Below are 24,762 nucleotides of genomic sequence, written 5' to 3'. Positions count from 1 at the left end.
TTGCGAATGTGTAAGTTTCATTTTTTTCTTTTTTATGGTTTACAAATACAAAGATAAGAAAAAAGGAGCTTACACACTTTTATAGGACAGTACCTTATATTGAGAAAACAAAGATAACCAAAAGGGCTGATACCTCGTGAGATATGTCAGCCCTAATTTATTTTGTTTGAAAAAGTTTTACCGGACAGCAATAATTTTTTTCTTTTTTATAGTTTACAAATACAAAGATAAGAAAAAAGAAGCTTACACACTTTTATAAGACAGTACCAAAATCCTTGTCAAAGAGCGATAAAAATCAATACCTGAACCATCGCTTTTTGAAGGTTGCTTACTTTTGAAAAAGAAAGCTCGAAGTCCGATAATAAAGGGCTTCGAGCAAGATTATCATGTCCTTTTGAATCTTACAGGACAGCAATATTTTTATCTATATCTATTCTTTTGTTACAAAGTAAATAGAGAAATGGATTTACTCCTTGATATTTGGTTCTTCAAGTCCGAGGTGCTTCTTCTTGTCAACAACCTTCAAGATAAGACCGATGGCTAGCGCTATGATACCAAGGCTTGCCAACATGAGAAGCGGATTTGTATAGTCGTATTTAGTTGGGTCGGTTATACCTTTGTTAGAATTGTTGAGTACCTTGCCGATGAGCATTGGAAAGAGCCACAAACCTATATTCTGAATCCAGAAAATCAGTGCGTAGGCAGAACCGATGATTTTTGCATCCACCAACTTTGGAACACTTGGCCACAAAGATGCCGGAACCAATGAGAATGAAGCACCCAATACGAGGATAGTGAGGTAGGCTACCATAACGCCCCCTACTTGGCTCTCTTTGAACAATGGGAGAACGAAAGCAAATGTAAGATGGCATATAATCAGAAGAATCGAACCTAAGATAAGCATGGATGCAGCCTTACCCTTGTGGTCAACATAGTTGCCGAGGATAGGCGTGATACCTACTGCCAAGAGTGGGAATACTGCAAAGATGGATTCAGCTGATTGACGCATGTATCCCATATAGCAATAGGCGATAAGGCATACCACTGACGTTGTCATCATCATGTATTTAACAGTCTTGTTTTTCATGAAGTTGAAGCCAAATGCTGTCGCTGCGACAGCTAACATGATAAAGTATTGGATAAATGTCACGCTTGGGGAAGCCCAGAATGAGTCTGCAGGAATGTTATTGAACGTGAGGTTGCACTGAAGCATATTTACAGCGTACTTTTGGAATGGGAAGATTGCCGAATAATAGAGTACGCAAAGTAATGCAACGAGCCAGAAGCCCATGCTGGTAAGAATCTTTCCAAGGTCGCTGATTTTGAATGGATCGTCTTTCTCTTCAGCTTCGCCAGTTTGTGAGTCGAGCTTCTTGTCCATAAAGAAGTATACTACAAACATCATAAGGGCAATACAAATCAGTACAACACCGAATGCAACAGAACGAGAAACATCAATGTGACCACCTAATTTGGCAAAGAAGGGCGAGAAAATCATACAAGTTGCAACACCTAAACGTGCAAAGGCCATCTCTGAACCCATAGCCAATGCCATTTCGCGTCCTTTGAACCATTTTACGATTCCGCGAGAAACCATGATACCAGCCATCTCTGTTCCGCAACCGAAAATCATAAAGCCGATTGCGGCTACTTTAGCGGAAGCGGGCATACCCCCATAGAAGGGTGAAACGCCGAGTTCGTCAAAGCCTGGAATATAGTTTAGGTTTTCTGTAAACCAAGTTTCAAGACTTGAGCCGATGAATGCCTCACTGATGGCAAAATATTTGATCAAAGCACCGGTGAGCATTACACAGCCCGATAAAACTGCCGTGAAACGAACACCCATCTTGTCAAGGATGATACCAGCAAAGATGAGAAAGAATACGAATACATTGAGGAATGTTTCTGCACCTTGCATCGTTCCAAATGCGGTTGAGTCCCAGTGTCTTTGAGTCTCCATAAGGTCCTTGATAGGAGAGAGGATGTCCACAAAGATATAGGCACAAAACATTGCCAATGATAAAAGCAAGAGAGCTGTCCAGCGCATTGCTGCAGAGTCTCTTAGTGTTTTAATTTGGTCTGACATAATATTTTAAGTAAATTTATTCGTAATAAAATATTTATATAGAAGCATTTAGCCGCAAAGCGGCTAAATACATTCTTGTAATTATTTCTTTAGCCAACGATCAAGCCAATTGAAGAAAGTGCGTTGCCAAAGTATACCATTCTGTGGTTTCAAAACCCAGTGATTCTCATCAGGGAAGAGCAAGAGCTCTGCTGGAATGCCTTTCAATCTAGCTGCGTTAAATGCGCTCATACCTTGCGTTGCATTGATGCGGTAGTCTTTTTCACCATGTATGCAAAGGATGGGAGTATCCCATTTATCCACCATGTTGTGCGGACTATTCGCGTAGGTGCGTCTTGCAGCTTCTGTCTGGTCCTTATTCCAATAGGCGTCATCGTATTCCCAGTTGCTGAACCAACCTTCTTCTGTTTCTGTGTACATTGCATCGAGGTTGAAAGCGCCATCATGTGAGATAAAACACTTGAAGCGCTTATCATGGTGTCCAGCCAGATAATAGACTGAAAAGCCACCGAAGGATGCGCCAACAGCACCCATTCTATCCTTATCAACATAAGGAAGATTAGCAGCTGCATCGTCAATAGCGGAAAGATAGTCTTTCATGCACTGACCAGTCCAATCACGGCTAATCATCTCATTCCATTCACTTCCATATCCTGGGAGTCCCCGACGGTTCGGTGCAATGATAACATAGCCATGTGCTGCCATGATTTGGAAGTTCCAACGGAAACTCCAGAATTGTGACACTGGACTTTGTGGGCCACCTTCACAATATAATAAGGTAGGATATTTCTTGTTAGGATCGAAATGCGGTGGAGTGATGACCCATACTTGCATGTCCTTTCCATCGGTGGTTTTTACCCAACGGTCGTGAACTTCGCCTAAAGCAAGCTGATCATAGATATGTTTATTCTCGAAGCTGAGCTGTGTTTGTGTGCTAGCTTTTTCTTTCTTTGCAGGAGTGATAGCGAATATTTCGTTTGCCTGCGACATACTCTGGCGCAATGCAAGAAGTTTTTTTCCTGAATTGCCCAACAAGTCAATAGAGACGTAGTTGTGCTGACCTTCAGTAAGCTGCTTTACTTCGCCTTTTAAATTAGTCTGATAGGCATTGATGGTAGCATGCCAGCATCCGACGAAGTATAAGTCCTTGGAGTTTGGTGCCCAAACGAAGTTATCTACATTCGAATCGAATTTTTCTGTAACGTATGTTTTCTTGCCAGTAGCAAACTCATAAACGCAAAGGCGATTTCTGTCACTCTCATAGCCATCGTTCTTCATACTTTGCCAAGCTATGTATTTTCCATCAGGAGAGAAGCTTGGATTGACATCATAGCCGACGTTCATATCTCTTTCTTGATGATTGACTGCCTGGTTGCGCAGGCTCTTAGTACAATCAGTTTCAGGATTTACATAACCTTCAGGCTTGCAAAGATTCTTTGTTGTCTTTGATGCTAGGTCGTACAAGAATATATCAGAGTCTGTTGAGGTTGCATATTTCACACCTTCTTTCTTCCTGCAAGTATATGCAATCTTCTTGGAATCATTGCTCCAAGCAAATTGCTCTGATCCCCCGAATGGCGCCAATGGGCTTTCAAAAGGTTCACCTTCGAGAATATCGTATCCCTCTCCGATACCTTGTGTTGTAACATCTGCCAAATAAGGATGTGCGATGGTCTGTACATAGTGATCCCAGTGTCGGTAGTTCATGTCTGTAATGACAAGACCAGTTGTCTTTGGCAGGTCGGCAGGTTTCTTATTGATAGTCCCATAATAAGGGGTGCTCTTGATCAGAATAACCTTGCTTCTGTCAGGCGAAAAGAGGAAACCTTCAATTTCTGTTTCAGAGTTGGTCAGTTTCTTTCTTGCTGAACCATCGCTCTTCATTGTCCAAATCTGTCCTTCTGAAAGAAAGGCAATGGTTGTATTATCCAACCATGCTGCGCTACTTTCGCTTGTAGCCGACGAAGTGAGTTGGCGTACGTTTTGTCCGTTGGCATCCATCATGCAAAGAACTTGGTGTCCCTTGTCCTCTTTCACGCTGTAGTAACCAACTTGATAGACGATTTTGCTACCGTCAGGTGAAGCCTGAGCATGTGCTATTCTACCCATTGCCCACAGTGTTTCGGGAGTCATAACATCACTGTTTAGAGTAATATTATTCTTTCCGATGTTAACATCTTGGGCATTTGCAATTCCACTGTTCATAAGTAATGATGCTGCAATTGCGATTGAAATGCTTTTGTTCATAGTTATTGTCTTTTTTTTCGGTTTAGGTCTTCTTGTTTTCTTTTCAGATCTTCCTGTTGCCTCTTCTGCATCTCTTGTAGTGCTTGCATACGTGCGGCCAATCCTGTTAGTTTTTTAGGATTCTTCTTGTTTTCTATTCTCCGTGCCTCAAGGAGCGACAGAAGTTTTTCGTCGTCTGTAGTCTTACGAAGCGTCCACATGATAGCTGCTGAGAAGAACAATGATATGAAATAATAAAAATTCAAACCCGAAGAGTAGTCATTGAACATGAAGAAGAAGAAAAGAGGCATGAGATACATCATCCATTGCATCATCTTCATTTGTTCTGCTTGTTGCCCAACCATTTGATCCTTTTGCTGTTGCATGGTAAACCATGAATAAAGAATATTTGCAGAACAGAACAGGATACAGGTCAAGGAGATATGGTCTCCAATCATCCAAAGGTTTTTACCCCATGTTATAATTGGGTCGTATGTGCTTAAATCATTCATCCATAGGAACTTCTCTCCTCGAAGCTGGATGGCATTAGGTACAAAATTGAACATGGCAATCCAGATGGGCATCTGAATCAACATTGGTAAACATCCCGATAAGGGACTTACCCCATATTCTGAATACATCTGCATCATCGCTTGCTGCTTTTGCATTTGATCTTCAGGTTTGTTATATTGTTTCGTAGCTTCGTCGAGTTTTGGTTTGAGGACACGCATCTTGGCCGAACTCATATAACTCTTCTTGACCATTGGGAAGGTTATAACTTTCAGCAATAACGTTATGAGAATGAGCACAACTCCCATTGGGAATATTTTGCTCAACCAATCAAAGACGTATATAGTGAACCATCTGTTGATGATTCTGAACAACGGCCATCCAAGATATACAAGGCGTTGCATTTCTAAATCTTTACCGAATGTTCTTTCCGATTTAATATTATTTAGTAAACGGAAATCATTCGGTCCGAAATAGAACTTAAATTCTGAGGCATTCTTTCCCGATGGGTCAAACGCTGTAGCCATATTGGCATGGTATTGTTTCAAATAGTGAGAGCCTTTCTCCATAGGGACACTTTTTAGTTTTGCCCCTGTTGAGAAACCGTCTTTTGAAATAATCACCGCAGAGAAGAACTGATTTTTGAATGCAATCCAATCAAGAGGCTTTTCTGTTACTTCTTCTTTTTCAGTAGTTTCACTCAGATAGTCTGTGCTACCATCTTGCTCTTTGTAGGTTAATGTTGCATACCGGTTCTCAAATGTGAAACCTCTTTCCTGTTGTTTACATTTGTCATTCCATTCAACGAGTAATTGGTTCTCTCCGGGCTTAAACATCCCAGCCATACCAGAAGTCTGAAGGCTGAGTTGCAACATATAATCTTTTTCAAGCTTATAGTTTAGTGTGATAGATTTTCCATCGCCTGCACTGGCTGTAAGGGTAAGTGTGGAATCCGAAATATTTGAAGGAGTGAAATATAAGTTTTTCGTCTCAATATTATCTTCCTTAGCTGATAGCATGAAGTTTAAGTTCTGGTCGTCTCCTGAGAAAAGAGTAACGTTTTTATCATCCTTAGAACCGTCTCTTACAGCTATATTATGCCCGATGTAATTCTTTATAACAGCCTTTTTGACAATGCCCCCCTTAGTGTTGAGTGTAAGCTCAACCTTGTCGTTTTTCAGGATGATATCCTTTGCATTGCCGTTCAGCGCTGAATAGAACAAAGCAGTAGAGTCTGTCTTATGCTCAGCCAACATACCAGCTTTCATCTTTGCATTGTTCTTGTCGGCCTGTGCTTTTTTTGCAATAGAGTCTTTCCTAAGTTCTATGCGTTGTTTTTCCAATTCTTCAGCTGATGGTTGTTGCCACCATGCGAAACCAAAAAGTACAAGGGCTATCAGTACAAACCCAACGATAGTATTCTTATCCATTATTTTTTCTTATTTTCAATTGCAGTCTTTATAAAATCGAGAAAGAGTGGGTGAGGTTTTAGCACTGTTGATTGGTATTCAGGATGGAACTGTGTTCCAATATACCATTTCAATGATGGAATTTCAACAATCTCTATGAGGCCACTTTCCGGATTACGACCAACGCACATCATTCCGTTCTTTTCGTATTCCTTTTCATATTCATTATTGAACTCATATCTATGTCTATGGCGTTCCTGAATGAATTCCTGATTATAGATATTGAACGTGCGTGAATTTTGTTTTATAGCGCATTCGTAAGCACCCAATCTCATGGTTCCGCCCATATTGGTGATGTTTTTCTGCTCCTCCATAATGTCTATAACGTTGTGGGTGGTCTTTTCATCAATTTCTCGAGAATTGGCATCGGTGTATCCAAGAACATTGCGGGCAAATTCTATCACCATCATTTGCATACCCAAGCATATCCCAAAAGTGGGGATATTGTTGGTACGGGTGTAATGAGCTGCAATAATCTTCCCTTCAATTCCTCTCTGTCCAAATCCAGGGCAAATGACGATTCCATCAAGTCCGGCAAGCTTTTCTGCAATATTCTTTTCAGTAAGATTCTCTGAATTGATAAACTTGATGATGGTCTTATGATCATTGTAGGTACCGGCTTGGAGAAGTCCTTCCCTGATACTTTTATAAGCATCTTGCAAATCATATTTTCCAACTAATCCAATGGTGACTTCCTGTGTTGCCTTGCGCTGGCGTTCCAGGAAAGCTTTCCATGGTCCAAGTTCGGGAGTTGGTTTTACTTCCTCTCCACATTTGCGAAGTATTGCTGCGTCGAGTCCTTGGTTCTGCATGTTTACAGGAACTTCATATATGCTTGGGAGATTCTCGCTCTGTACGACACAGTCCAAATCAACATTGCAGAATGCTGCGACTTTCTTTCTTATGTCGTCGCCTATATGCTTGTCAGTTCTCAGAACCAAAATATCAGGCTGTATGCCGACACTCTGAAGCTCTTTGACACTATGTTGAGTTGGCTTAGTCTTCAACTCTCCAGCTGCCTGAAGGTAAGGAATGTAGGTCAAATGAATGTTGATGGCTCTTTTTCCCAATTCCCATTTCATCTGACGTATAGCCTCCAGATAGGGTGCAGACTCAATATCGCCTATTGTTCCTCCAATTTCGGTGATAACAAAATCATAATGAAATTTCTGCCCTAACAGCTTGATGTTCCTCTTAATTTCATCTGTAACATGAGGTACAACTTGTATGGTCTTTCCGAGATAATCTCCACGGCGCTCCTTGTCAATGACACTTTTGTAGATTCGTCCAGTTGTCATTGAGTTGGATTTGGTTGTCTGTATGCCCGTAAATCTTTCGTAGTGCCCCAGGTCGAGGTCGGTCTCCATTCCGTCAGCCGTAACATAGCACTCCCCATGTTCGTAGGGATTCAGTGTTCCAGGATCAATATTGATGTATGGATCAAATTTCTGGATAGTTATATTGTAACCTCTCGCTTGAAGAAGTTTGCCTATTGAGGATGATATGATACCTTTGCCAAGCGAGGAAACCACACCACCAGTCACGAAGATATACTTTGTTTCAGTCACGATGATAGTTTTTATATAAATTTGTATTAGACGATTTTTACATCCTAATAGAGTGCAAAGTTAGTAAAAAACTATGAATATGGACTATTATTATTTTGTTTTTTCTGTCTAAAAAACTAAAAATCTTAACAATAGATAAAATTATATCGAATTGCCTTGTATCATGGCAGACGTAATTCCTACTAATATAACAAAAGTGTTGGCAAAAATAATTATCTATATTCTATTTACAATGATGTTTTGTGGTGTAATGGGTGAGCTTTTGCATTACAATAGCTTACCTTTTAGCCTTTTAAAGCTTATCTTTGGGAATGCTATTGTTATTTGATTGATTATCAGTTATTTACTGTAATATTGTGTTCCGTTGCCAAATTGTAGAGAAATGTCAAGTATGACATTCAAAACTTAATTTATTTGGACATATTACCGATAACGTCACATTGGATACAGGATTGATGATTTTATGGTAAGAATGTGAAATGTTGTGACATAGACCGTTTTTTTGATTATATACTCTTGAGTTTTGGCTGCGATTATTGGTTTTTAGAGTGTAAATAGTTCTTTTTCATTTTTTTTGTGTAAGTTTGTACTCATAAAAAATAGAGTAAATGATACGTAAGGTCTTTTTGATTTTAATTCTTTTCAGTTTTTCATTTTTTTCCTATGCTCAGTTGGGAAATAACATCAATTACAGTTCATATATTTCGAATGAAAGCTCATTGGTAAAATCATACACTGATTCACTTTTGCTGTTGCGGAAACGAATATTAAATGATTCGACGGGTAAATACAAGCACTTTAAGAAGGATATTTCTGAGGAGGCCCGACTTTTTTTGCCAACAACCTATTATAGGGATATTGTCCACAATGCCTTTGCAATTGATTCCAATGATGAAATTGACAATAATCTCTTGGCGATTTATTTACAGAACCCTTATTTAGTAGGTACTACCGACCGCAATTTAAAGGCTCAAAAAGAATCGCAGGTTGATGTGGAAGAGCCCATACGTCAAGATGTAGAAATTGTGGATAAGGTGGCTCCAAACCCCGTTGAATCTAAAGTTGCTCCAGTTGAAGTTATGGTTATGCAGCCTAATTTCTGGACTTACAAGGGTGATTATTCATTGCAAATATTACAAAATTATGTATCTGGAAATTGGTATAAAGGTGGTGAGAGCAACTACTCTGCACTTGCTGCACTACTGATGGAGGCAAATTATAATAATAAACAGAAAATCAAATGGGAGAATAGATTAGAGTTGAAGTTCGGAATGCAGCGCACAAAATCAGATTCACTTCACAGTTTCAAGACTACAGAGGACCTGATTCGATTGACATCTAAGTTTGGGTTACAGGCGACTAAGAAATGGTACTACGCTGTTCAGTTGATTGCTTACTCTCAATTCACTCATTCCTATCGTTCCAATGATCCAGTTCTATATGCTGATTTTCTTGCCCCTTTGAATGTAAACCTGTCTCTTGGTATGGACTACAGTGTGGATTGGCTTAATCATAAGTTAAAGGGCAATATTCATCTTGCTCCTTTGGCCTATAATATGAAATACACACGTCTGAAAGACTTGGCCAGACGTTTGGGAATTGATGAGCATAGGCATGTAAAGCATGATTATGGTTCTGAATTTACTGTCGATCTGGAATGGAAATTGATGGAGGCATTGACATGGAAAACCAGATTGTATGGTTATACAACGTACAAACGCGCAGAATTGGAATGGGAAAACACCTTTACATTGAGGTTTAATAAATATATAAGTGCAAAATTTTTTCTTTATCCACGATTCGATGATGGTGTGACACGTGACGGACATCATGCCTATTGGCAGTTGAAGGAATTTGCATCAATAGGTTTTCAATATAGTTTCTAATTATTATGCGAAAGAGATCATTTATTGCGGTTGACTTGCTGATAGCAATCAGCACACGGGCTCAGAATGCTGATGTGAATTTGTTTTGATGTGGTTAAAGTTTTGACGTAAGGTGTGTCGTCGGACGTTATTATTGATAAAGGCTATTCCTTTTCGAGGGAGGCAAAAGAGGCATCGAACGATGTTTATTACACGAAAGGAGATGTGGAATAGGGGAGAAACCTGTTGTGGAAATATTCTTCAGGTTCAGGCTTTTTGGTTGTAGTGAGTTATGCAAAAGGCACTCCTGTAAGGATAAGTGTGATCTATTCCAATGTTAAGAGCTTACAGACGGTGGCCGATGAAGTGAATTATAGTAAAGTTCAAACAAAGGGAATGACAGAGAATGCTGAATTCGAAAAGTTCAATTTCGAGACAGATGAGTTAATGATATGTATTGCGGTCTCCAAAACTACTGGTACGATGTCAGAATAATTCGTTGAAAAGAAATTACATTGCCAATCATGTTAGTGCCTTTTCTTCTCAGGTTTTAATTTTTCCCTCTTGGATTTTACTAAGTCCGCATTCATGTGGGTCACAATGATTTGTGTGCTCCCTTTGCTGAATGTTACTTGGTATTGGCCGTTATGTTTGTCTTTGCATTCATAGATATATGCAAATTTATTGATGGTCCAGCATGTGTCTTTTTTTGCCGCGCTGTCAACAAGGGCATAAAAAATCTTCGTTGGTATGGTGTCGAGTACGAGTGTTGCTTTGAAGTTTCCGCCTGATACGGTTTCTTCATCAGCTGCGAGGCTCATAGAGTCAGGGATAATTGGTTCTTCTTTATGAATTCTGTATTTTGGGAAGGCAATCTTTGTAATTTGTCTAAGATCAATTGGGACGATTGTGTCATTTTCTATAGGTGCAAAAGCTTTAGCTGCAACAGTGTCTCCTGAAGGAGCATGGCGAATATTTCCATTGTCGCATGCCGTGAATACTGCTGTCATACAAAAGAACACGGCTACATTAAAGGTCGGATATAAAAAATTACGCATAGTCTGATAGAATATTAGGGGTTGCTATTTTCTGAATTTTGCGATAGAAGTTTGGCTATTCTATTTTTGGGCTTTGGGTTTTCCGGGCAGAGTTCAAGTGCTTTTTTGTAGTTATTTATTGCAGCTTGGTTCATTCCCTCCCTTTCGCATTCTTTTCCCATGATAACGTATTCCATTGAAAGTTTTTTCAGGAACTCGTTTTGTTTATTGAATTTTTCCTTGATGTTTTTATTCTCCTCCTTCAATTGGTTGATGATGTGCAACTTGCGCCTTAACAGTCGCTTAGGGACGGGCTTCTCAATGTCATATCTACTGTGAATAGCCAGGAAGAAGTTATCGAGAAACGACTCAAAATCTCCTTTGTCAAAGGCCTTGGCTGCATCATAATATTCCTTGTCGGCTTTACTTTGACTGAGTGCCTCTTGTATGATGCTTTCGTTGTTGAAGTGTTTAGCAAAATTAGCCACTTCCGATTTTACGAATATATCTTTTCTTTTAATTGGCTCGCGCAAGGTGATGCCTTCTAATCTCGTACATCTTGAGAGGGCTACATAGGCCTGCCCACCAGCGAATACTCCTCCAGAAAAATCAATTACGACATTTTTGAAAGTCAATCCCTGGCTTTTATGTACGGTAATGGCCCATGCCAATTTAATAGGGAACTGTACAAAGGTTCCAATCAGCTCCTCCTCGATTTTTTGTTCTTGCTCATTGAAATGATAGCGAATGTTTTCCCACATCTCCCTTTGAACCTGAAGGCTCTCTCCGTCTTCTGTGTGGATATACAGGAGTCCTCCATCTTCGTCAATACCAATAATGACTCCAATGGTACCATTGACCCATTGTTTTTCGGAATCGTTTTTTATAAACATTATTTGTGCCCCCACCTTTAATGATAGCTCCATTGATGTGGGAAGACTGCTTTCGGGAAATTCGCCTGTAATGTTTCCGTTAAAGGTTACGGCTTCATCGGGTAACTTATCTAATTCTTGCGCATTAATCCAATCTACAGTATCTCGCCTTGTGGATAAGGTGATTGACATTTTATCGTTGGTATCGTTCTCTTGGTCGGTTTCCTGTACATGTTGGTTAAGAAGCGATAAGTCAGATTCGGACGTATTGTTGGTTCGAATCCTGTCAAGTATAGAGATGAATGTTGGATCTGTTTGGCGATATACTTTTGAAAGTTCGATGCTGACCAAGGGAAATTGCTGAAACACCTTTGCATCGAAGAAATAGTTACTTGGGTAGAAATTTTGTAGCAACTTTCTGTCTTCTGCTTTTAAGACAGGCTCCAATTGATAGACATCGCCAACGAAGAGCATTTGCTTGCCTCCAAATGCTTCTTTCATGTTGCGATTGTAAATGCGGAGGATCTTATCGATAAAATCAATCATGTCGGCCCTAACCATGCTAATTTCATCAATAATGATAAGTTCAACTTCTCTGATGAGTTTAGATTTTTCACCATTGTACTTCAGTGTCTGCCTGATATGTCTTACTGAATATTGCTGGTCGTTTGGTAGCAGCGGATGAAATGGAAGCTTGAAAAAGCTGTGTAGGGTCGTTCCACCGGCATTGATTGCTGCAATGCCAGTAGGTGCTAAAATGATATGTTTCTTTTTTGTTGTAGAGGCAATGTATTTAAGGAAGGTTGATTTCCCTGTTCCAGCTTTTCCAGTCAAAAAAAGAGAATTGTGTGTGAATTGGACAATTTGGAGGGCTTTTTTGAAACCTTCATTGTCCAATTCTATTTTATTAATGTCAATTTTCTCTTTTGGCATTATATTTTAATTCTCTATTGGCTCTATCTTGGGGCGGTTTATAGGTGGAGTCTGGTGTTTGGGAACAGACGGAATAGTTTTGCGAGCCTCTTCGTCCGATGCGATGCCCGTATTCTCTTTTTCTTCCATCCCGTCAGGGCTCTCCTCTTCATCTTCTTGATCTCGTTCTTTCCGTTGCTCTCTGTAGTAGAGTTCCAAACTGTCTGGCTCTTGCCTTTGAGGTTTCACTTCTTGGCAGTTATACATCTCGAGGTCAATATTTTCATCAGGATTAGACTCCCATTTAGCGTGGTATTTCCTGAATTTATTGTCACGCATGATGGAATAGATGAAGTTTCCACATATTGGTAATGCTGTCTTTGATCCTTGCCCTAATGCTCCTGTGCGGAAATGAATGCTTCGGTATTCTCCACCTACCCAGGCACCGACCACCAACTTCGGACTGACAGCCATGAACCAAGCGTCAGAATGGTTGTTAGTTGTCCCCGTTTTACCTCCCCAGTCAGTATCGTTGAATATATATTGCCTCAAGCTCCTACTTGTTCCTTTGCTTTCTGTAACACCAGCTTTAAGCAGGTTTTGCATGAAAAATGCGCTCTTATATTGTAACACTTGCTTGGTGTCTTTTGGGGCAACATAAACCTCATTGCCATCTTGGTCCAGAATTTTAGTAACAATTACTGGTTCGTGATATTCACCATCATTTGCAACAGTACAATAGGCATTTGCCATTTCCAACAAGTTGACATCGCTTGACCCTAATGCTAATGAAGGTTCATCCTCAAGTGGACTTTTTATACCCATGTCTTGGGCGGTTCTGATGATGTTCTTTATTCCCATTTCCTGTCCAAGTCGAACAGCAACAGAATTTATACTCTGTGCAAATGCACTTTTTAGGGGAATAGAATCTCCCGAAAATCTGCCACTTGCATTGTTTGGCGTCCATGTCTTGACAAGTCCGGTCTTTTTGTCTGGTACTTGCATGGTTATATATTCGTCACGCCGCTTGTCGCAAGGTGTTAATCCTTGATTCATGGCCTCTGCATAAACAAAAAGTTTGAATGTGGAGCCTGGTTGTCGTTGAGCTGTTACCTTGTCATACTTCCAAGTTTTGAAATCTACATCTCCAACCCACGCTCTAACAGCACCAGTCTGAGGTTCCATCGCAATCATTGAACAGTGCATGAATTTTACCATGTATCTGATTGAATCTAGTGAGGACATCTCTTTGATAATGTGTCCCTTCTCATAGTCAAACAGTTTTACGGGATGTGGCTTATTTAAATAATACAAAACACTATCAGGCTGATTGGGATATTTTTCCAACAGTTTCTTGTAGAACGGTTGTTTCTCCGCAATGCCTTCAATGAATCCAGGTACTAATTGTCCATTTTCATCTCGCCAAGGGTCCTCTCCTCTCCAATGATTGTTGAAGTCTTGTTGAATCTTTCGCATCTGTTTGGTGGCAGCCTCTTCCGCATATTTCTGCATTCGGGAATCGATTGTAGTATAAATTTTGAGACCGCTACTATAGAGGTCGTATCCATTATCACTTGCCCAATCTTTTAGGTAGCTCGCAATATATTCTCTGAAATATTGAGCCTGTCCATCATAGTTTTCCTCCACATGGACGTCAAGTTTTGTTCGTATCTGCGATATAGAATCATACTCAGCCTTTGATAACATATTGTGTGTCATCATATTGTATAGAACAGTATTCCTTCTCCCAAATGCATTTTTTGGATTTGAAATAGGATTATAATAAGTTGTAGCCTTCAACATTCCAACTAATGTGGCAACCTGGTCGATTGATAATTTCGCAGGGGTAGTATTGTAATATGTCTTGGCAGCTGTTTTTATTCCATAAGCATTGTTACCGAAATCAACGGTATTCGCATACATTGTCAGAATTTCTTTTTTAGAATAGATTAACTCAAGTTTGAGTGAGATTATCCATTCTTTGCTCTTCATTATTAGCATTCTTATTCCTGGGATTTTACCCAATAGACCTGTGGAATATTGCGTGCGCACTCTGAACATGTTTTTTGCAAGCTGCTGTGTAATTGTAGATGCTCCACGTGCTCCATCCTTTGTGACCGCATCTTTCAATGCTCCTCCCAACCCAAGGAAGTCAACTCCGTGATGACTATAAAACCTTTCATCTTCTGTGCTTATCAGCGCTTTCCAGAAGAAAGGAGTGACATCTTTATATTGAACCGGTGAACGGTTCTCCTTAAAGAATTTACCAATTAATATGGAATCTGAACTATACAGTTCGGATGCTGCAATAGTTTGAGGCGTTTTTATTTCTATAAATCCTGGTGATTTGCCAAAAAGCCAAAGAAAGTTTATATCAACCATCCCAAAATACAAAAAGATGGAAACTATTAACGAAACTATAGACAGTGCAGTTTTTGTGTACCATGGTCTGCCTTTATACAAGTTTATATACCAAGGAAAAAAATTGCGTATTCCCTTGATTATTTCTTTTATGAATTTAAAAAAAACTTTCATTGTATCAATAAAATATGCTAATTAAAATCTAAAACCCCTATATATATAAAACGCAAAAGTACTTAATTAGGTATTAAGGTAATTGCATTAATAATATAATTTAATATTTCTTCAACATTACTTGGATCAAACCACCGAAGTGAATTATCCTTTTTGAACCATGTTAATTGTTTTCTTGCATATTTTCGTGTATTACTTTGAATTTTATATATTGCCTCATCTAATGTCGTAAGTCCATCCAAATATTCGAAAATCTCTTTGTATCCAACAGTGTTGAGTGAATTAAGGTGTTTGAATGGATAAACTTTCATGGCCTCATCTATCAAACCATTTTGTATCATTTCTATTGTTCTTTGATTGATTCGGTTGTAAAGTTCCCCCCTTGTTCTGTTCAAGCCTATCTTAACAATTTTGAAGGGGCGTTCTTTGTTTTTTTTCAGCCGGAATGAAGTATAAGTTTTTCCTGATTGATGACAAATTTCCAAAGCATGGATTACTCTTCTTGGATTTTTTCTATCAACTATTTCCCAGTGTTTATGATCAATCTGTTTTAGTTCGTCACAAAGTGATTCCAAACCCTCTGTCTCAAATCGTTCCATCAGCTTATTTCGTATTTTGTCATCTATTGTCGGCATCTCATCTATCCCATTGCAAACGGCATCGATATACATCATGGAGCCTCCACTTAATATAAATGAGGATTCAGGGCTATTCGACATGATGTCCAATACTTCTTTCTCGAATAAACTTGCCGAAAAATAGTCTGTGATGTGATGGGTGCCTACAAAATAGTGACTTACTCTTTCCAATTGTTCTGCCGATGGAGCAGCTGTGCCTATAGGCAGTTCTTTGTAGATTTGTCTTGAATCGGCATTGATAATAGGAACTCCGAGACGCTCTGCTATATGTAATACCAATTCTGTCTTTCCAACTCCCGTAGGACCTGTTATTACGATTAAAGTCTGGGTTTTCAAAAGTGCAACTATTTAATAATACCGCGTTTTGAAGCCCTGACAAAGTCGATTATATGTTGTATCTCTTCAGTGATTTCCAAAGTTTCTATTATCTTTTGTATATTTTCCTCTCGTGTTCCTTCACCGTAAAGGATCCGATAGGCATTGTGTATGTGATCAATTTGTTCGTTGGTAAATCCCCTTCTGCGAAGCCCAATGATATTGATGCCAGCATATCTTATAGGCTCTTTCCCTGCTATTATATATGGTGGGATGTCTTGAGAAAAGCGACTTCCGCCCTGAATCATCACATTTCTGCCAATATTACAAAACTGATGGCAGAGAACCTCTGCAGAAATGATAGCAAAATCCTCTACTGTGACCTCACCTGCAAATTTAGTTGAATTGCCGATAATAGTGTTTGAACCTATTATGCAATCATGCGCAATGTGCATATTTTCCATGAGGAGATTATTATTGCCAACAATTGTCGTTCCTTTTGAGGCTGTTCCTCTGGAGATGGTTACGTTCTCACGTATAGAATTATTATTGCCCAATTCACAAATAGTATCTTCACCTTGGAACTTTAAATCTTGTGGTTTGGTAGATATGCTTGCCCCTGGGAAAATTTCGTTGTTGTTGCCGATCCTTGCACCATAATTAATGGTTACACTATTTTGAAGTACATTGTTATCACCCATAACTGTATTTTCGTCAATATAGCAGAAAGGGCCAATTATATTATTTTCTCCAAGTTTGGCATTTGGATGAACAAATGCCATTGGGCTAATCTTATTCATTTCGTGGTATATTTTATTTATTCTTGATTATCTGCGCAGTGAAAGAGGCTTCAGCTACTACGTGGTCGCCAACAAACATATAACCTTTCATCGAACTTATTCCATGTCTAACAGGGTTTAGTAACTCAACTCTAAAAAGCAATGTGTCCCCAGGTACAACCTTTTGCCGGAATTTCACATTGTCAATCTTTAGGAAATAGGTTGACCAATGTTCTGGTTCCTCCACCTGTGAGAGCACGAGAAGGCCACCACATTGTGCCATAGCCTCAATCTGAAGTACACCTGGCATGACTGGTTCTTGGGGAAAATGACCTTGAAAAAAAGCTTCATTACTTGTTACATTCTTCACTCCAACGATACTAGTTGATCCCATTGCAATGACTTTATCAACCAACTGCATTGGATAACGATGTGGAAGTAATTCTCTGATTCGAATGTTATCCATCAACGGCTCATCATTCGGATCGTAAATTGGAGCTTGGATTTCGTGTTTGCGGATTTCTTTCCGTAAGAGCCTTGAAAACTTATTATTGACAGTATGTCCAGGCCTTGTTGCAACGATTCGTCCCTTAATCGGTTTTCCAATTAATGCAACATCACCAATGATATCTAATAATTTATGACGTGTACATTCGTTATCCCACATCAATGGTTTGTGTTGAATGTAGCCAATTGAACTTGCATCGATATGTGGAACTTTTAGAAGGTCAGCCAGTTGGTCCAAAGTGTTTTGATCAACCTGTTTCTCATAAATTACTATTGCATTGTCCAAGTCACCACCTTTGATGAGGTTGGCTTGAAGCAATGGCATTATATCTCTTACAAACACAAATGTTCTTGCAGGCGCAATCTCATCGGCAAATTTATCAATAACGTCCAATGTAGCAAATTGACTGCTGATGAATTTTGAGTTGAAAGAGCACATTGCTGTTATAGAAAATTGCTCATCTGGGAGAATCGTTATAATAGAGTTACCATCCTTGTACTCTATTTTCTTGCGGATTATATAATAATCTTTTGGTGCGCTCTGATCAACAATACCTACTTCCTTAATTTTTTCTACATACAATGCAGCAGAGCCATCAAGAATAGGAAACTCTGGACCGTTAATCTGAATGAGACAGTTATCTATTCCCATTGAATAAAGGGCAGCCATACCATGCTCAATGGTACTAACACGTACATCCCCTTTTGCTATGACTGTACCCCTTTGAGTGTCGACAACGTTTTCTGCTACTGCATCTATAATAGGCTGATCGTCTAAATCAATACGTTGGATTTTATAACCAGTATTGTCAGGTGCAGGATTAAACGTTACAGTCAAACTTACTCCTGTATGTAATCCTTTTCCAAAGAGAGAGAAACTTCCCTTGAGAGTCTTCTGCTTCGTAGTTTCCATTATTTATTATCTGTTCTTTTTCAATTCTTCGATTTCATTTTGCAATGCATTCAATTGCTTGTACATCTCTGGTAATCTCTGGAATAATGCTTGAGACCTGAAGTATGATTTAGGTTTCATAGGTAATGTACCAATAAGCGATTGGTTGCTTTCAAGACTACTTGGAACACCAGACTGGGCACCGAGGAAAACTTTGTCTCCAATTTTGATGTGGCCAGAAATACCAACTTGTCCGCCGAACATACACCATTGCCCAACTTTGGTTGAACCCGCTATGCCTACTTGGGCACTCATAACAGTATTCTCACCTATATCGTTGTTATGTGCAATTTGGACAAGGTTATCTAATTTTACCCCCTTACGAAGGAATGTACTACCCATTGTTGAACGGTCAATGCAAGTATTGGCACCGATTTCCACGTTGTCTTCAATTGTGACTATTCCTATTTGAGGAATTTTATCATATTCATGGGTCTGCTGATTAGGAGCAAACCCAAATCCGTCCGCTCCAACAACTGCTCCTGAATGGATGATAATATTATTTCCTAATTTACAGTCATGATAGATACTTACATTAGGATAAATAATACAATTATCTCCCAAAGTACAGTTATCCATGATAGTCGCATGAGGATAAATCTGTGAATTGTCGCCTATTACAACATTGTCGCCAATGTAAGCAAATGCACCAATATATACATTTTTACCAAGCGTTGCCTTTGAAGAAATAAAAGCTAAAGAATCAATACCTTGCTTCTTAGGCTTCATATTTTCGTATAACTGGAGTAATTTAGCAACGCAATCTCTGGCGTTTTTCACGCGAATCAGTGTTGCTTTCGTTGGTTTATCAATATTAATACTTTCATCTACTAATACAATAGAACATTCCGTATCGTATAAGTAGTGTGTGTATTTGGGATTAGCCAAGAAGGAGATAGAACCCTTTTCACCTTCTTCGATTTTTGAAAAGTTATTGATGCTTATATTCTCATCACCAGCTTCAATGCGACCTTGTACGAATTGTGCTATTTGCTTTGCAGTAAATTCCATTCTTATAGTTGTACTTAATTTTGCAAAGATAACAAACTTTTGTCATATTCGATGATAACAAAAATAATATTTACGAATTTTTTTAGATAAGAGGTCGATGTTTAGAATTTCCGATGCATCAGTTATATCTTTCAGTTTACCATCTTTTGAGAGAATACTTATGTGGTCATCGTTGATGTCATACATGTCTTTTTGTATAATATCATTTCCAATTAAATATTTTGTGTCATTATATTCAACATTGAGCTTTTGGCAAAGTATATTTTTATGGTATTCAACCACATCGTTAGAAATGGGCTCTTCGTGTATTTCAACTTTGAAAAGATGACGGTTGATAAAGTCAGAAGACAGAATTGAGAGTATTTTGTCATCACTGTTTTGCCAAACCTTTATAGCACTCCATAAGTCGCTGTCATCTAATAATGTATATTTTTTAAATGCTTCTGGATTATTTAAAAAGAAATTGGCATCGACATTATTTTGAAGAAAGAAATTGAGTGCAGGTGATGCAAAAAGTTTTTTGCCATTTCTTACTAGTTCTTTGGCTCTCAGCAATGTATTAACAAGAATTTTTTCATATCCGACAGCTGTCTTATGCAAATAGACTTGCCAGTACATCAGTCTCCTTGAGGTCAGATAATTTTCTATTGAGTAAATGCCTTTTGAATCAACTACTAAAGAGTCATCTACTACATTCAACATCTTTATTATTCTTGCAGAACCGATATTTCCCTCGGTAACTCCTGAAAAGAAACTGTCTCTACGCAGATAATCCAGCCGGTCCATGTCTAATTGGCTGCTGATGAGTTGATGTAAGAAACGTTTAGGATACTCATCCTTGAATATTTTGATGGCGAGCCCTAATTCGCCATTCATTTCCTGATTGATCTGATTCATCATCATAAGGGAAATTTCTTCATGTGAAATCCCTTGTATCAGGGTGTTCTCAAGGACATGGGAGAATGGACCATGACCAATATCGTGCATTAGAATTGCAGCTTGGATAGCTTCAGCCTCACTGTCAAATATAAAAATTCCTTTATGTTGGAGCGATAATATAGCTTCGCTCATCAAATGGAATGCACCAATAGAATGTTGAAATCGTGTATGTTGAGCGCCTGGATAGACAACAGATGCAAGCCCCATCTGTTTTATTCGGCCCAGACGTTGCATGTAAGGATGCTTGACAATGTCAAGGAGAATGCCCTTCGGTATGCGGATAAAACCAAAGACCGGATCGCTTATTATTTTGTTGTCGTTCATTCTTTTACTCTTCTGTACACTTTAATTAAAGGAAAACTTTATCTATATATTGATATTTCAGATAATAATCACAGTTTTGCAAGTTCTTGTTCCATTTCTTTTTGAAGTTCCTTTGCCTTGATACTTGCCTTTTCTGCAAAGTCTTTATCCTTACTGGCATAAATTATACCTCTCGAAGAATTAACAAGGAGTCCACATTCTTTGATCATACCATATCTGCAAACTTCTTGTAGGCTACCTCCTTGTGCTCCAATACCAGGGACTAAGAGGAAATTTTCTGGAGCCAACTTGCGGATGTCCTCAAACATGCGACCTTGTGTTGCCCCCACAACATACATTAGATTGTTTGTTGTACTCCATTCTTGAGATTTGGTTATTACACGTTCAAAAAGACGAGAGCCGTCCTTGTCTTCAAACAATTGGAAATCTGAACTGCCCTTATTGCTGGTCAATGCCAAGAGTATAACCCATTTGCCATCATATTCAAGAAATGGTTTGATGGAGTCTTCTCCCATGTATGGAGCAACTGTGACTGCGTCAAGGTCGTATTCCTTGAAAAAGGTGTGTGCATACATTTTTGAGGTGTTTCCTATATCCCCGCGTTTTGCATCTGCAATGATGAAATGATTGGGATAGTTATTTTTCAAATATTTGATAGTCTTTTCAAAGGCACTGATTCCTTTTAAGCCATAGCACTCATAAAATGCTAAATTGGGTTTATAGGCCACACAATATTGAGCAGTTGCGTCAATGATAGCTTTGTTAAAGCTAAATATTGGGTTATCGTCATGTAGAATAAATTCTGGGACCTTGGTGAGGTCTGTGTCAAGACCAACACATAAGAATGTCTTTTTGGCAAAGATTTGTTCGACTAATTGTTTTCTATTCATAATTTAAAATTATCTCTCACCTTTAGAAAAGATGAGAGAGTTTAATGTTTTATAGTTCTGATTCTTTAAGTTTCTCTGCATTCTCAGCAACAGTGAGTGCGTCAATAATTTCTTGGATATTACCATTCATGAAACCTTGCAAATCATGGGTCGTATATCCAATTCTGTGATCCGTCACTCTGCCTTGTGGATAGTTGTATGTTCTGATTTTAGCCGATCTGTCTCCAGTCGAAACAAGGCTCTTACGACGATTTGCAATATCATCTACATACTTTTGATGCTCTCTATCATAAATAAAAGTGCGCAAGCGTGAAAGTGCACGTTCCTTATTCTTTGGTTGATCTCGTGTTTCAGTACATTCAATGAGAATTTCTTCCACCTCTCCTGTATTTGGATTTTTCCATGGGTAGCGTAACCGCACTCCTGATTCTACCTTGTTGACATTTTGCCCACCAGCACCACTTGAACGGAATGTATCCCACTTAATATCCCCCTCATTGATGTTCACCTCAAATTTGTCCGCTTCTGGTAATACGGCAACTGTAGCTGCTGATGTATGCATCCTACCCTGGGTTTCCGTAGCTGGGACGCGTTGAACCCGATGAACTCCTGATTCGTATTTCAGCACACCGTAAACACCTTCTCCCGATATGGCAAAGTCGATTTCTTTAAAACCTCCAACTGCACCTTCTGACACCGATGTCACTGATAAGGTCCATCCTTTCTTATCGCAGAACTTTTTGTACATGCTGAAAAGGTCTCCCGCAAAGAGAGCAGCCTCATCGCCACCAGTTCCTGCTCTCACCTCCATCTGAACATTCTTATCATCTTCTGGATCTTTTGGAACAAGTAGAAGCTTTATTTCTTCTTCCAAACTTGGTTGTAGCTCTTCGTTCTCGCTTAATTCCAACCGTGCCATTTCTTTCATGTCAGGATCGCTCTCGTTCGCCAGAATATCCTTAGCTTCCTTGATAGTTGTGATGCAATTTATATATCGTTTTCGCGCACCCATTATGTCTCCAAGGTCTTTGTATTCCTTTGTGAGTTTAACGTATCTGGGCTGGTCTGCAATGACGTCAGGATCGGTGATGAGTGTTGAAACCTCTTTAAATCTGGCTTCGAGACCATCTAATTTCTCTAATATGTTGTTTTCTGCCATGTGCTATTATAATTTTATTTAATTATTATCTTCAACTGCTATCGGAATTTTATGTTTGTTGCAATATTCTATAATTTCTTGTTCTGTTTTGGGAAATTTGTCGCAAAAGTATTGTAAAGAGATCTTTGAGGATTCAAAATGTTTCTCGTCTGCTGTTAAAGTTGCTTCTACGTGTTTTATAAATTCTTTGAAATCCAGATTTATTTCACACAACTTGTCTATTGTGCTAAAATCGAGATTCTTATCTTTTGCCTGGAACCAAATTTGACTTTCATGAGGTTCGGCTTTTAATAAAATAAAACCAATTCCAAAAGAATTGTTTAGACGTTCTAATTCTTTTTTTAAGCTTTCATTTATTTCAAACGCAACTAAATATCCATAATTTGCCCAACTAGAATTTGATACAGCTTGAAAAAAACATTTTTTTAAGTCATAGTCATTATCAATTCTTTTCTTCAACTCATACGAATAGAGTTTTAAAGATGTAGTCTTAGATAAAGCCTTAAAGAGTGAATTTGAGACTTTGTTTTTTCTTTCAATGAATTGTGCGCCTACAATATCTGGATGTACCCACTTTTGATGTTCTTCACCCTTTTTAGACTTTTCGTGGTATATAGTTTTGGGTAAAATTCCTAAGTAATCAAGATATTTGCATAAAATGGGGTGCAAATCTCTTTCGTTATAGGAAGCAGAATTTATTTTATTCGACGACGGTTTTATAGGTTTGTTCTCAATATAACTTTCGTATTTGGACAAATAATAGCAGTAGTAATTATCTTCATTCAAAAAACGTTTTATGCGTATGTCGTTTTCCTTTGCCATTGTACTCAAAGTTCCACTAACCGTATCGCAAGGAGTTTTTGCCTCTTTGTTAAAAGTAAAAATCCCTTTATCAATTATATTTTGATAAACTTCTCTATATCTGGCTCCACAAGGAAAATCCTCGAGACTTTTTAGTATTGCTTCTTTTATAGTCATTATTTGTATTCGAATTTACCGTAGTCAGATTCAATGATCAAACTCTTGCTTCCTTCTTCAACGTGTCCAATTACCCGTGCCTCAATATTGAATGATTTGCTTATTTCTATGATTTGCTCTGCAAATTCGGGCTGAACATAAATTTCCATTCGGTGTCCCATGTTGAATACCTGATACATCTCCTTCCAATCCGTTCCACTGCATTCTTTTATGGCATGGAATAAAGGAGGTATCGGGAACATGTTGTCTTTGATGACTTTGCAATTATTATTGACAAAGTGCAATACTTTTGTCTGCGCACCACCAGTACAATGAACCATACCGTGAATATTTTTTCTCAATTTATCAAGTATGCATTTGATAACAGGAGCATAGGTGCGGGTAGGAGATAGGACTAACTCTCCAGCATTGACAGGGCTATTAGCGACTTCGTCTGTCAATTTATATTTGCCGCTATAGACAAGCTCTTCTGGTACAGCATGGTCATAGCTTTCTGGGTATTTATTGGCCAAATATTTCGCAAAGACGTCATGTCTGGCGCTTGTCAAGCCATTGCTTCCCATGCCTCCATTGTAATTCTTTTCGTAGGTTGCTTGTCCTGTAGAGCTTAATCCCACAATGACATCTCCCGGACGAATATTGGCATTGTCGATTACGTCTGACCGTTTCATACGGCAAGTAACTGTCGAATCAACAATAATGGTTCGAACTAAGTCGCCGACATCAGCTGTTTCTCCTCCAGTAGGATAGATTCCGATGCCCATTTCTCTCATTTCTGCCAGCAATTCATCTGTGCCATTGATGATGGCGGAGATCACATCGCCTGGAACAAGCATTTTATTTCTGCCTATTGTTGAAGACACTAAAATATTGTCAACAGCACCAACGCACAAAAGGTCGTCGGTATTCATGACGATGGCGTCTTGGGCAATTCCGCGCCATACGTTCAAGTCGCCAGTCTCTTTCCAATAGAGATAAGCCAATGAAGATTTTGTTCCTGCGCCATCAGCATGCATGATGTTGCAATATTCTGGATCACCTCCAAGGATATCTGGAATAATTTTGCAAAATGCCTGTGGGAAAATTCCCTTGTCTATGTTCTTAATTGCATTATGCACGTCTTCTTTAGCTGCACTGACTCCGCGCATTGCGTACCTGTTGTCCATAATATTTGATAATTTTATTTCTTG

General features: G+C 38.9%; 18 protein-coding genes. 2 read left to right on the top strand and 16 right to left on the bottom strand.

The genetic code is table 11. The annotated features are described in order from the left end of the window. Positions 1 to 466 precede the first annotated feature (466 nt). The 4 genes from H515_RS0105710 to H515_RS0105695 all read right to left on the bottom strand — a co-directional run bounded on the left by H515_RS0105710 (position 467) and on the right by H515_RS0105695 (position 7,859). Positions 467 to 2,086 (bottom strand): MFS transporter, encoded by a 1,620-nt coding sequence (locus tag H515_RS0105710; RefSeq protein WP_028901694.1) that lies wholly within the window; start codon positions 2,084 to 2,086, stop codon positions 467 to 469. 81 nt (positions 2,087 to 2,167) lie between these two features. Beyond that, complete coding sequence (locus H515_RS0105705; protein ID WP_025876362.1) at positions 2,168 to 4,333, bottom strand: dipeptidyl-peptidase Dpp5; 2,166 nt, start codon at positions 4,331 to 4,333, stop codon at positions 2,168 to 2,170. Between the two features lie 2 nt (positions 4,334 to 4,335). After that, the gene (yidC, locus tag H515_RS0105700; protein ID WP_025876360.1) at positions 4,336 to 6,252 is read right to left on the bottom strand and encodes a membrane protein insertase YidC; all 1,917 of its coding nucleotides are present in this window, start codon (positions 6,250 to 6,252) and stop codon (positions 4,336 to 4,338) included. Next, positions 6,252 to 7,859 (bottom strand): CTP synthase, encoded by a 1,608-nt coding sequence (locus tag H515_RS0105695; RefSeq protein ID WP_028901693.1) that lies wholly within the window; start codon positions 7,857 to 7,859, stop codon positions 6,252 to 6,254. The genes yidC and H515_RS0105695 overlap by 1 nt, the downstream gene beginning before the upstream one ends. A 163-nt stretch (positions 7,860 to 8,022) precedes the next feature. Here H515_RS0105695 and H515_RS14490 point away from each other — a divergent pair, with 163 nt between their 5' ends. Both H515_RS14490 and H515_RS0105685 read left to right on the top strand, forming a co-directional pair. Next, complete coding sequence (locus tag H515_RS14490) at positions 8,023 to 8,187, top strand: hypothetical protein (RefSeq protein ID WP_154653654.1); 165 nt, start codon at positions 8,023 to 8,025, stop codon at positions 8,185 to 8,187. Positions 8,188 to 8,467: 280 nt separating this feature from the next. Continuing rightward, positions 8,468 to 9,745 (top strand): DUF3078 domain-containing protein, encoded by a 1,278-nt coding sequence (locus H515_RS0105685; protein WP_025876356.1) that lies wholly within the window; start codon positions 8,468 to 8,470, stop codon positions 9,743 to 9,745. Positions 9,746 to 10,251: 506 nt separating this feature from the next. Here the strand turns inward: H515_RS0105685 and H515_RS13040 are convergent. The 12 genes from H515_RS13040 to H515_RS0105620 form a co-directional block, all read right to left on the bottom strand. Beyond that, positions 10,252 to 10,782 (bottom strand): hypothetical protein, encoded by a 531-nt coding sequence (locus tag H515_RS13040; protein ID WP_051274683.1) that lies wholly within the window; start codon positions 10,780 to 10,782, stop codon positions 10,252 to 10,254. Between the two features lie 14 nt (positions 10,783 to 10,796). Further along, positions 10,797 to 12,566 (bottom strand): AAA family ATPase, encoded by a 1,770-nt coding sequence (locus H515_RS0105670; RefSeq protein WP_025876353.1) that lies wholly within the window; start codon positions 12,564 to 12,566, stop codon positions 10,797 to 10,799. A 6-nt stretch (positions 12,567 to 12,572) separates the two neighbouring features. After that, positions 12,573 to 15,080: a transglycosylase domain-containing protein gene (locus H515_RS0105665; protein ID WP_025876352.1), complete on the bottom strand. Its 2,508-nt coding sequence runs from the start codon at positions 15,078 to 15,080 to the stop codon at positions 12,573 to 12,575. 62 nt (positions 15,081 to 15,142) lie between these two features. Continuing rightward, on the bottom strand, positions 15,143 to 16,054 hold the full coding sequence (miaA, locus tag H515_RS0105660) for a tRNA (adenosine(37)-N6)-dimethylallyltransferase MiaA (RefSeq protein WP_025876347.1): 912 nt from the start codon (positions 16,052 to 16,054) through the stop codon (positions 15,143 to 15,145). An 8-nt stretch (positions 16,055 to 16,062) separates the two neighbouring features. Continuing rightward, positions 16,063 to 16,833: an acyl-ACP--UDP-N-acetylglucosamine O-acyltransferase gene (gene lpxA, locus H515_RS0105655; protein ID WP_025876345.1), complete on the bottom strand. Its 771-nt coding sequence runs from the start codon at positions 16,831 to 16,833 to the stop codon at positions 16,063 to 16,065. A 13-nt stretch (positions 16,834 to 16,846) separates the two neighbouring features. Then, on the bottom strand, positions 16,847 to 18,232 hold the full coding sequence (locus H515_RS0105650) for a bifunctional UDP-3-O-[3-hydroxymyristoyl] N-acetylglucosamine deacetylase/3-hydroxyacyl-ACP dehydratase (RefSeq protein ID WP_025876339.1): 1,386 nt from the start codon (positions 18,230 to 18,232) through the stop codon (positions 16,847 to 16,849). A 6-nt stretch (positions 18,233 to 18,238) separates the two neighbouring features. After that, a complete protein-coding gene (gene lpxD / locus H515_RS0105645; protein ID WP_025876337.1) occupies positions 18,239 to 19,282 on the bottom strand; it encodes a UDP-3-O-(3-hydroxymyristoyl)glucosamine N-acyltransferase in 1,044 nt (347 codons plus the stop codon). Positions 19,283 to 19,324: 42 nt separating this feature from the next. Then, a complete protein-coding gene (locus H515_RS0105640) occupies positions 19,325 to 20,545 on the bottom strand; it encodes an HD domain-containing protein (protein WP_028901692.1) in 1,221 nt (406 codons plus the stop codon). 68 nt (positions 20,546 to 20,613) lie between these two features. Further along, positions 20,614 to 21,435 carry an orotidine-5'-phosphate decarboxylase gene (gene pyrF, locus H515_RS0105635; protein WP_025876335.1) on the bottom strand — a complete coding sequence of 274 codons (822 nt, stop codon included), beginning with the start codon at positions 21,433 to 21,435 and terminating at the stop codon, positions 20,614 to 20,616. 49 nt (positions 21,436 to 21,484) lie between these two features. Then, positions 21,485 to 22,594, bottom strand: a complete 1,110-nt coding sequence (prfA, locus tag H515_RS0105630) for a peptide chain release factor 1 (protein ID WP_025876333.1) — start codon at positions 22,592 to 22,594, stop codon at positions 21,485 to 21,487. An 18-nt stretch (positions 22,595 to 22,612) separates the two neighbouring features. Continuing rightward, positions 22,613 to 23,572 (bottom strand): membrane protein, encoded by a 960-nt coding sequence (locus H515_RS0105625; RefSeq protein ID WP_028901691.1) that lies wholly within the window; start codon positions 23,570 to 23,572, stop codon positions 22,613 to 22,615. After that, positions 23,572 to 24,738, bottom strand: a complete 1,167-nt coding sequence (locus H515_RS0105620) for an AIR synthase-related protein (protein ID WP_025876331.1) — start codon at positions 24,736 to 24,738, stop codon at positions 23,572 to 23,574. Before H515_RS0105620 ends, H515_RS0105625 begins: the two co-directional genes overlap by 1 nt. Between the last annotated feature and the right edge of the window lie 24 nt (positions 24,739 to 24,762).

This window comes from Prevotella corporis DSM 18810 = JCM 8529, assembly GCF_000430525.1.
GTDB lineage: Bacteria > Bacteroidota > Bacteroidia > Bacteroidales > Bacteroidaceae > Prevotella > Prevotella corporis.
Note: the sequence above shows the minus strand (reverse complement) of the source record. Positions and strands in the feature narration are given on the sequence as shown.

What these genes read in the sequence shown, in the direction of transcription:
- H515_RS0105685 (WP_025876356.1), top strand. Translation starts at nt 8,468, where the DNA reads ATGATACGTAAGGTCTTTTTGATTTTAATTCTTTTCAGTTTTTCATTT.
- H515_RS0105665 (WP_025876352.1), bottom strand. Translation starts at nt 15,080, where the DNA reads ATGAAAGTTTTTTTTAAATTCATAAAAGAAATAATCAAGGGAATACGC.
- H515_RS14490 (WP_154653654.1), top strand. Translation starts at nt 8,023, where the DNA reads ATGGCAGACGTAATTCCTACTAATATAACAAAAGTGTTGGCAAAAATA.
- H515_RS0105710 (WP_028901694.1), bottom strand. Translation starts at nt 2,086, where the DNA reads ATGTCAGACCAAATTAAAACACTAAGAGACTCTGCAGCAATGCGCTGG.
- H515_RS0105705 (WP_025876362.1), bottom strand. Translation starts at nt 4,333, where the DNA reads ATGAACAAAAGCATTTCAATCGCAATTGCAGCATCATTACTTATGAAC.
- H515_RS0105640 (WP_028901692.1), bottom strand. Translation starts at nt 20,545, where the DNA reads ATGAACGACAACAAAATAATAAGCGATCCGGTCTTTGGTTTTATCCGC.
- H515_RS0105625 (WP_028901691.1), bottom strand. Translation starts at nt 23,572, where the DNA reads ATGACTATAAAAGAAGCAATACTAAAAAGTCTCGAGGATTTTCCTTGT.
- H515_RS0105620 (WP_025876331.1), bottom strand. Translation starts at nt 24,738, where the DNA reads ATGGACAACAGGTACGCAATGCGCGGAGTCAGTGCAGCTAAAGAAGAC.
- lpxA (WP_025876345.1), bottom strand. Translation starts at nt 16,833, where the DNA reads ATGAATAAGATTAGCCCAATGGCATTTGTTCATCCAAATGCCAAACTT.
- H515_RS0105670 (WP_025876353.1), bottom strand. Translation starts at nt 12,566, where the DNA reads ATGCCAAAAGAGAAAATTGACATTAATAAAATAGAATTGGACAATGAA.
- H515_RS13040 (WP_051274683.1), bottom strand. Translation starts at nt 10,782, where the DNA reads ATGCGTAATTTTTTATATCCGACCTTTAATGTAGCCGTGTTCTTTTGT.
- prfA (WP_025876333.1), bottom strand. Translation starts at nt 22,594, where the DNA reads ATGGCAGAAAACAACATATTAGAGAAATTAGATGGTCTCGAAGCCAGA.
- pyrF (WP_025876335.1), bottom strand. Translation starts at nt 21,435, where the DNA reads ATGAATAGAAAACAATTAGTCGAACAAATCTTTGCCAAAAAGACATTC.
- H515_RS0105650 (WP_025876339.1), bottom strand. Translation starts at nt 18,232, where the DNA reads ATGGAAACTACGAAGCAGAAGACTCTCAAGGGAAGTTTCTCTCTCTTT.
- yidC (WP_025876360.1), bottom strand. Translation starts at nt 6,252, where the DNA reads ATGGATAAGAATACTATCGTTGGGTTTGTACTGATAGCCCTTGTACTT.
- lpxD (WP_025876337.1), bottom strand. Translation starts at nt 19,282, where the DNA reads ATGGAATTTACTGCAAAGCAAATAGCACAATTCGTACAAGGTCGCATT.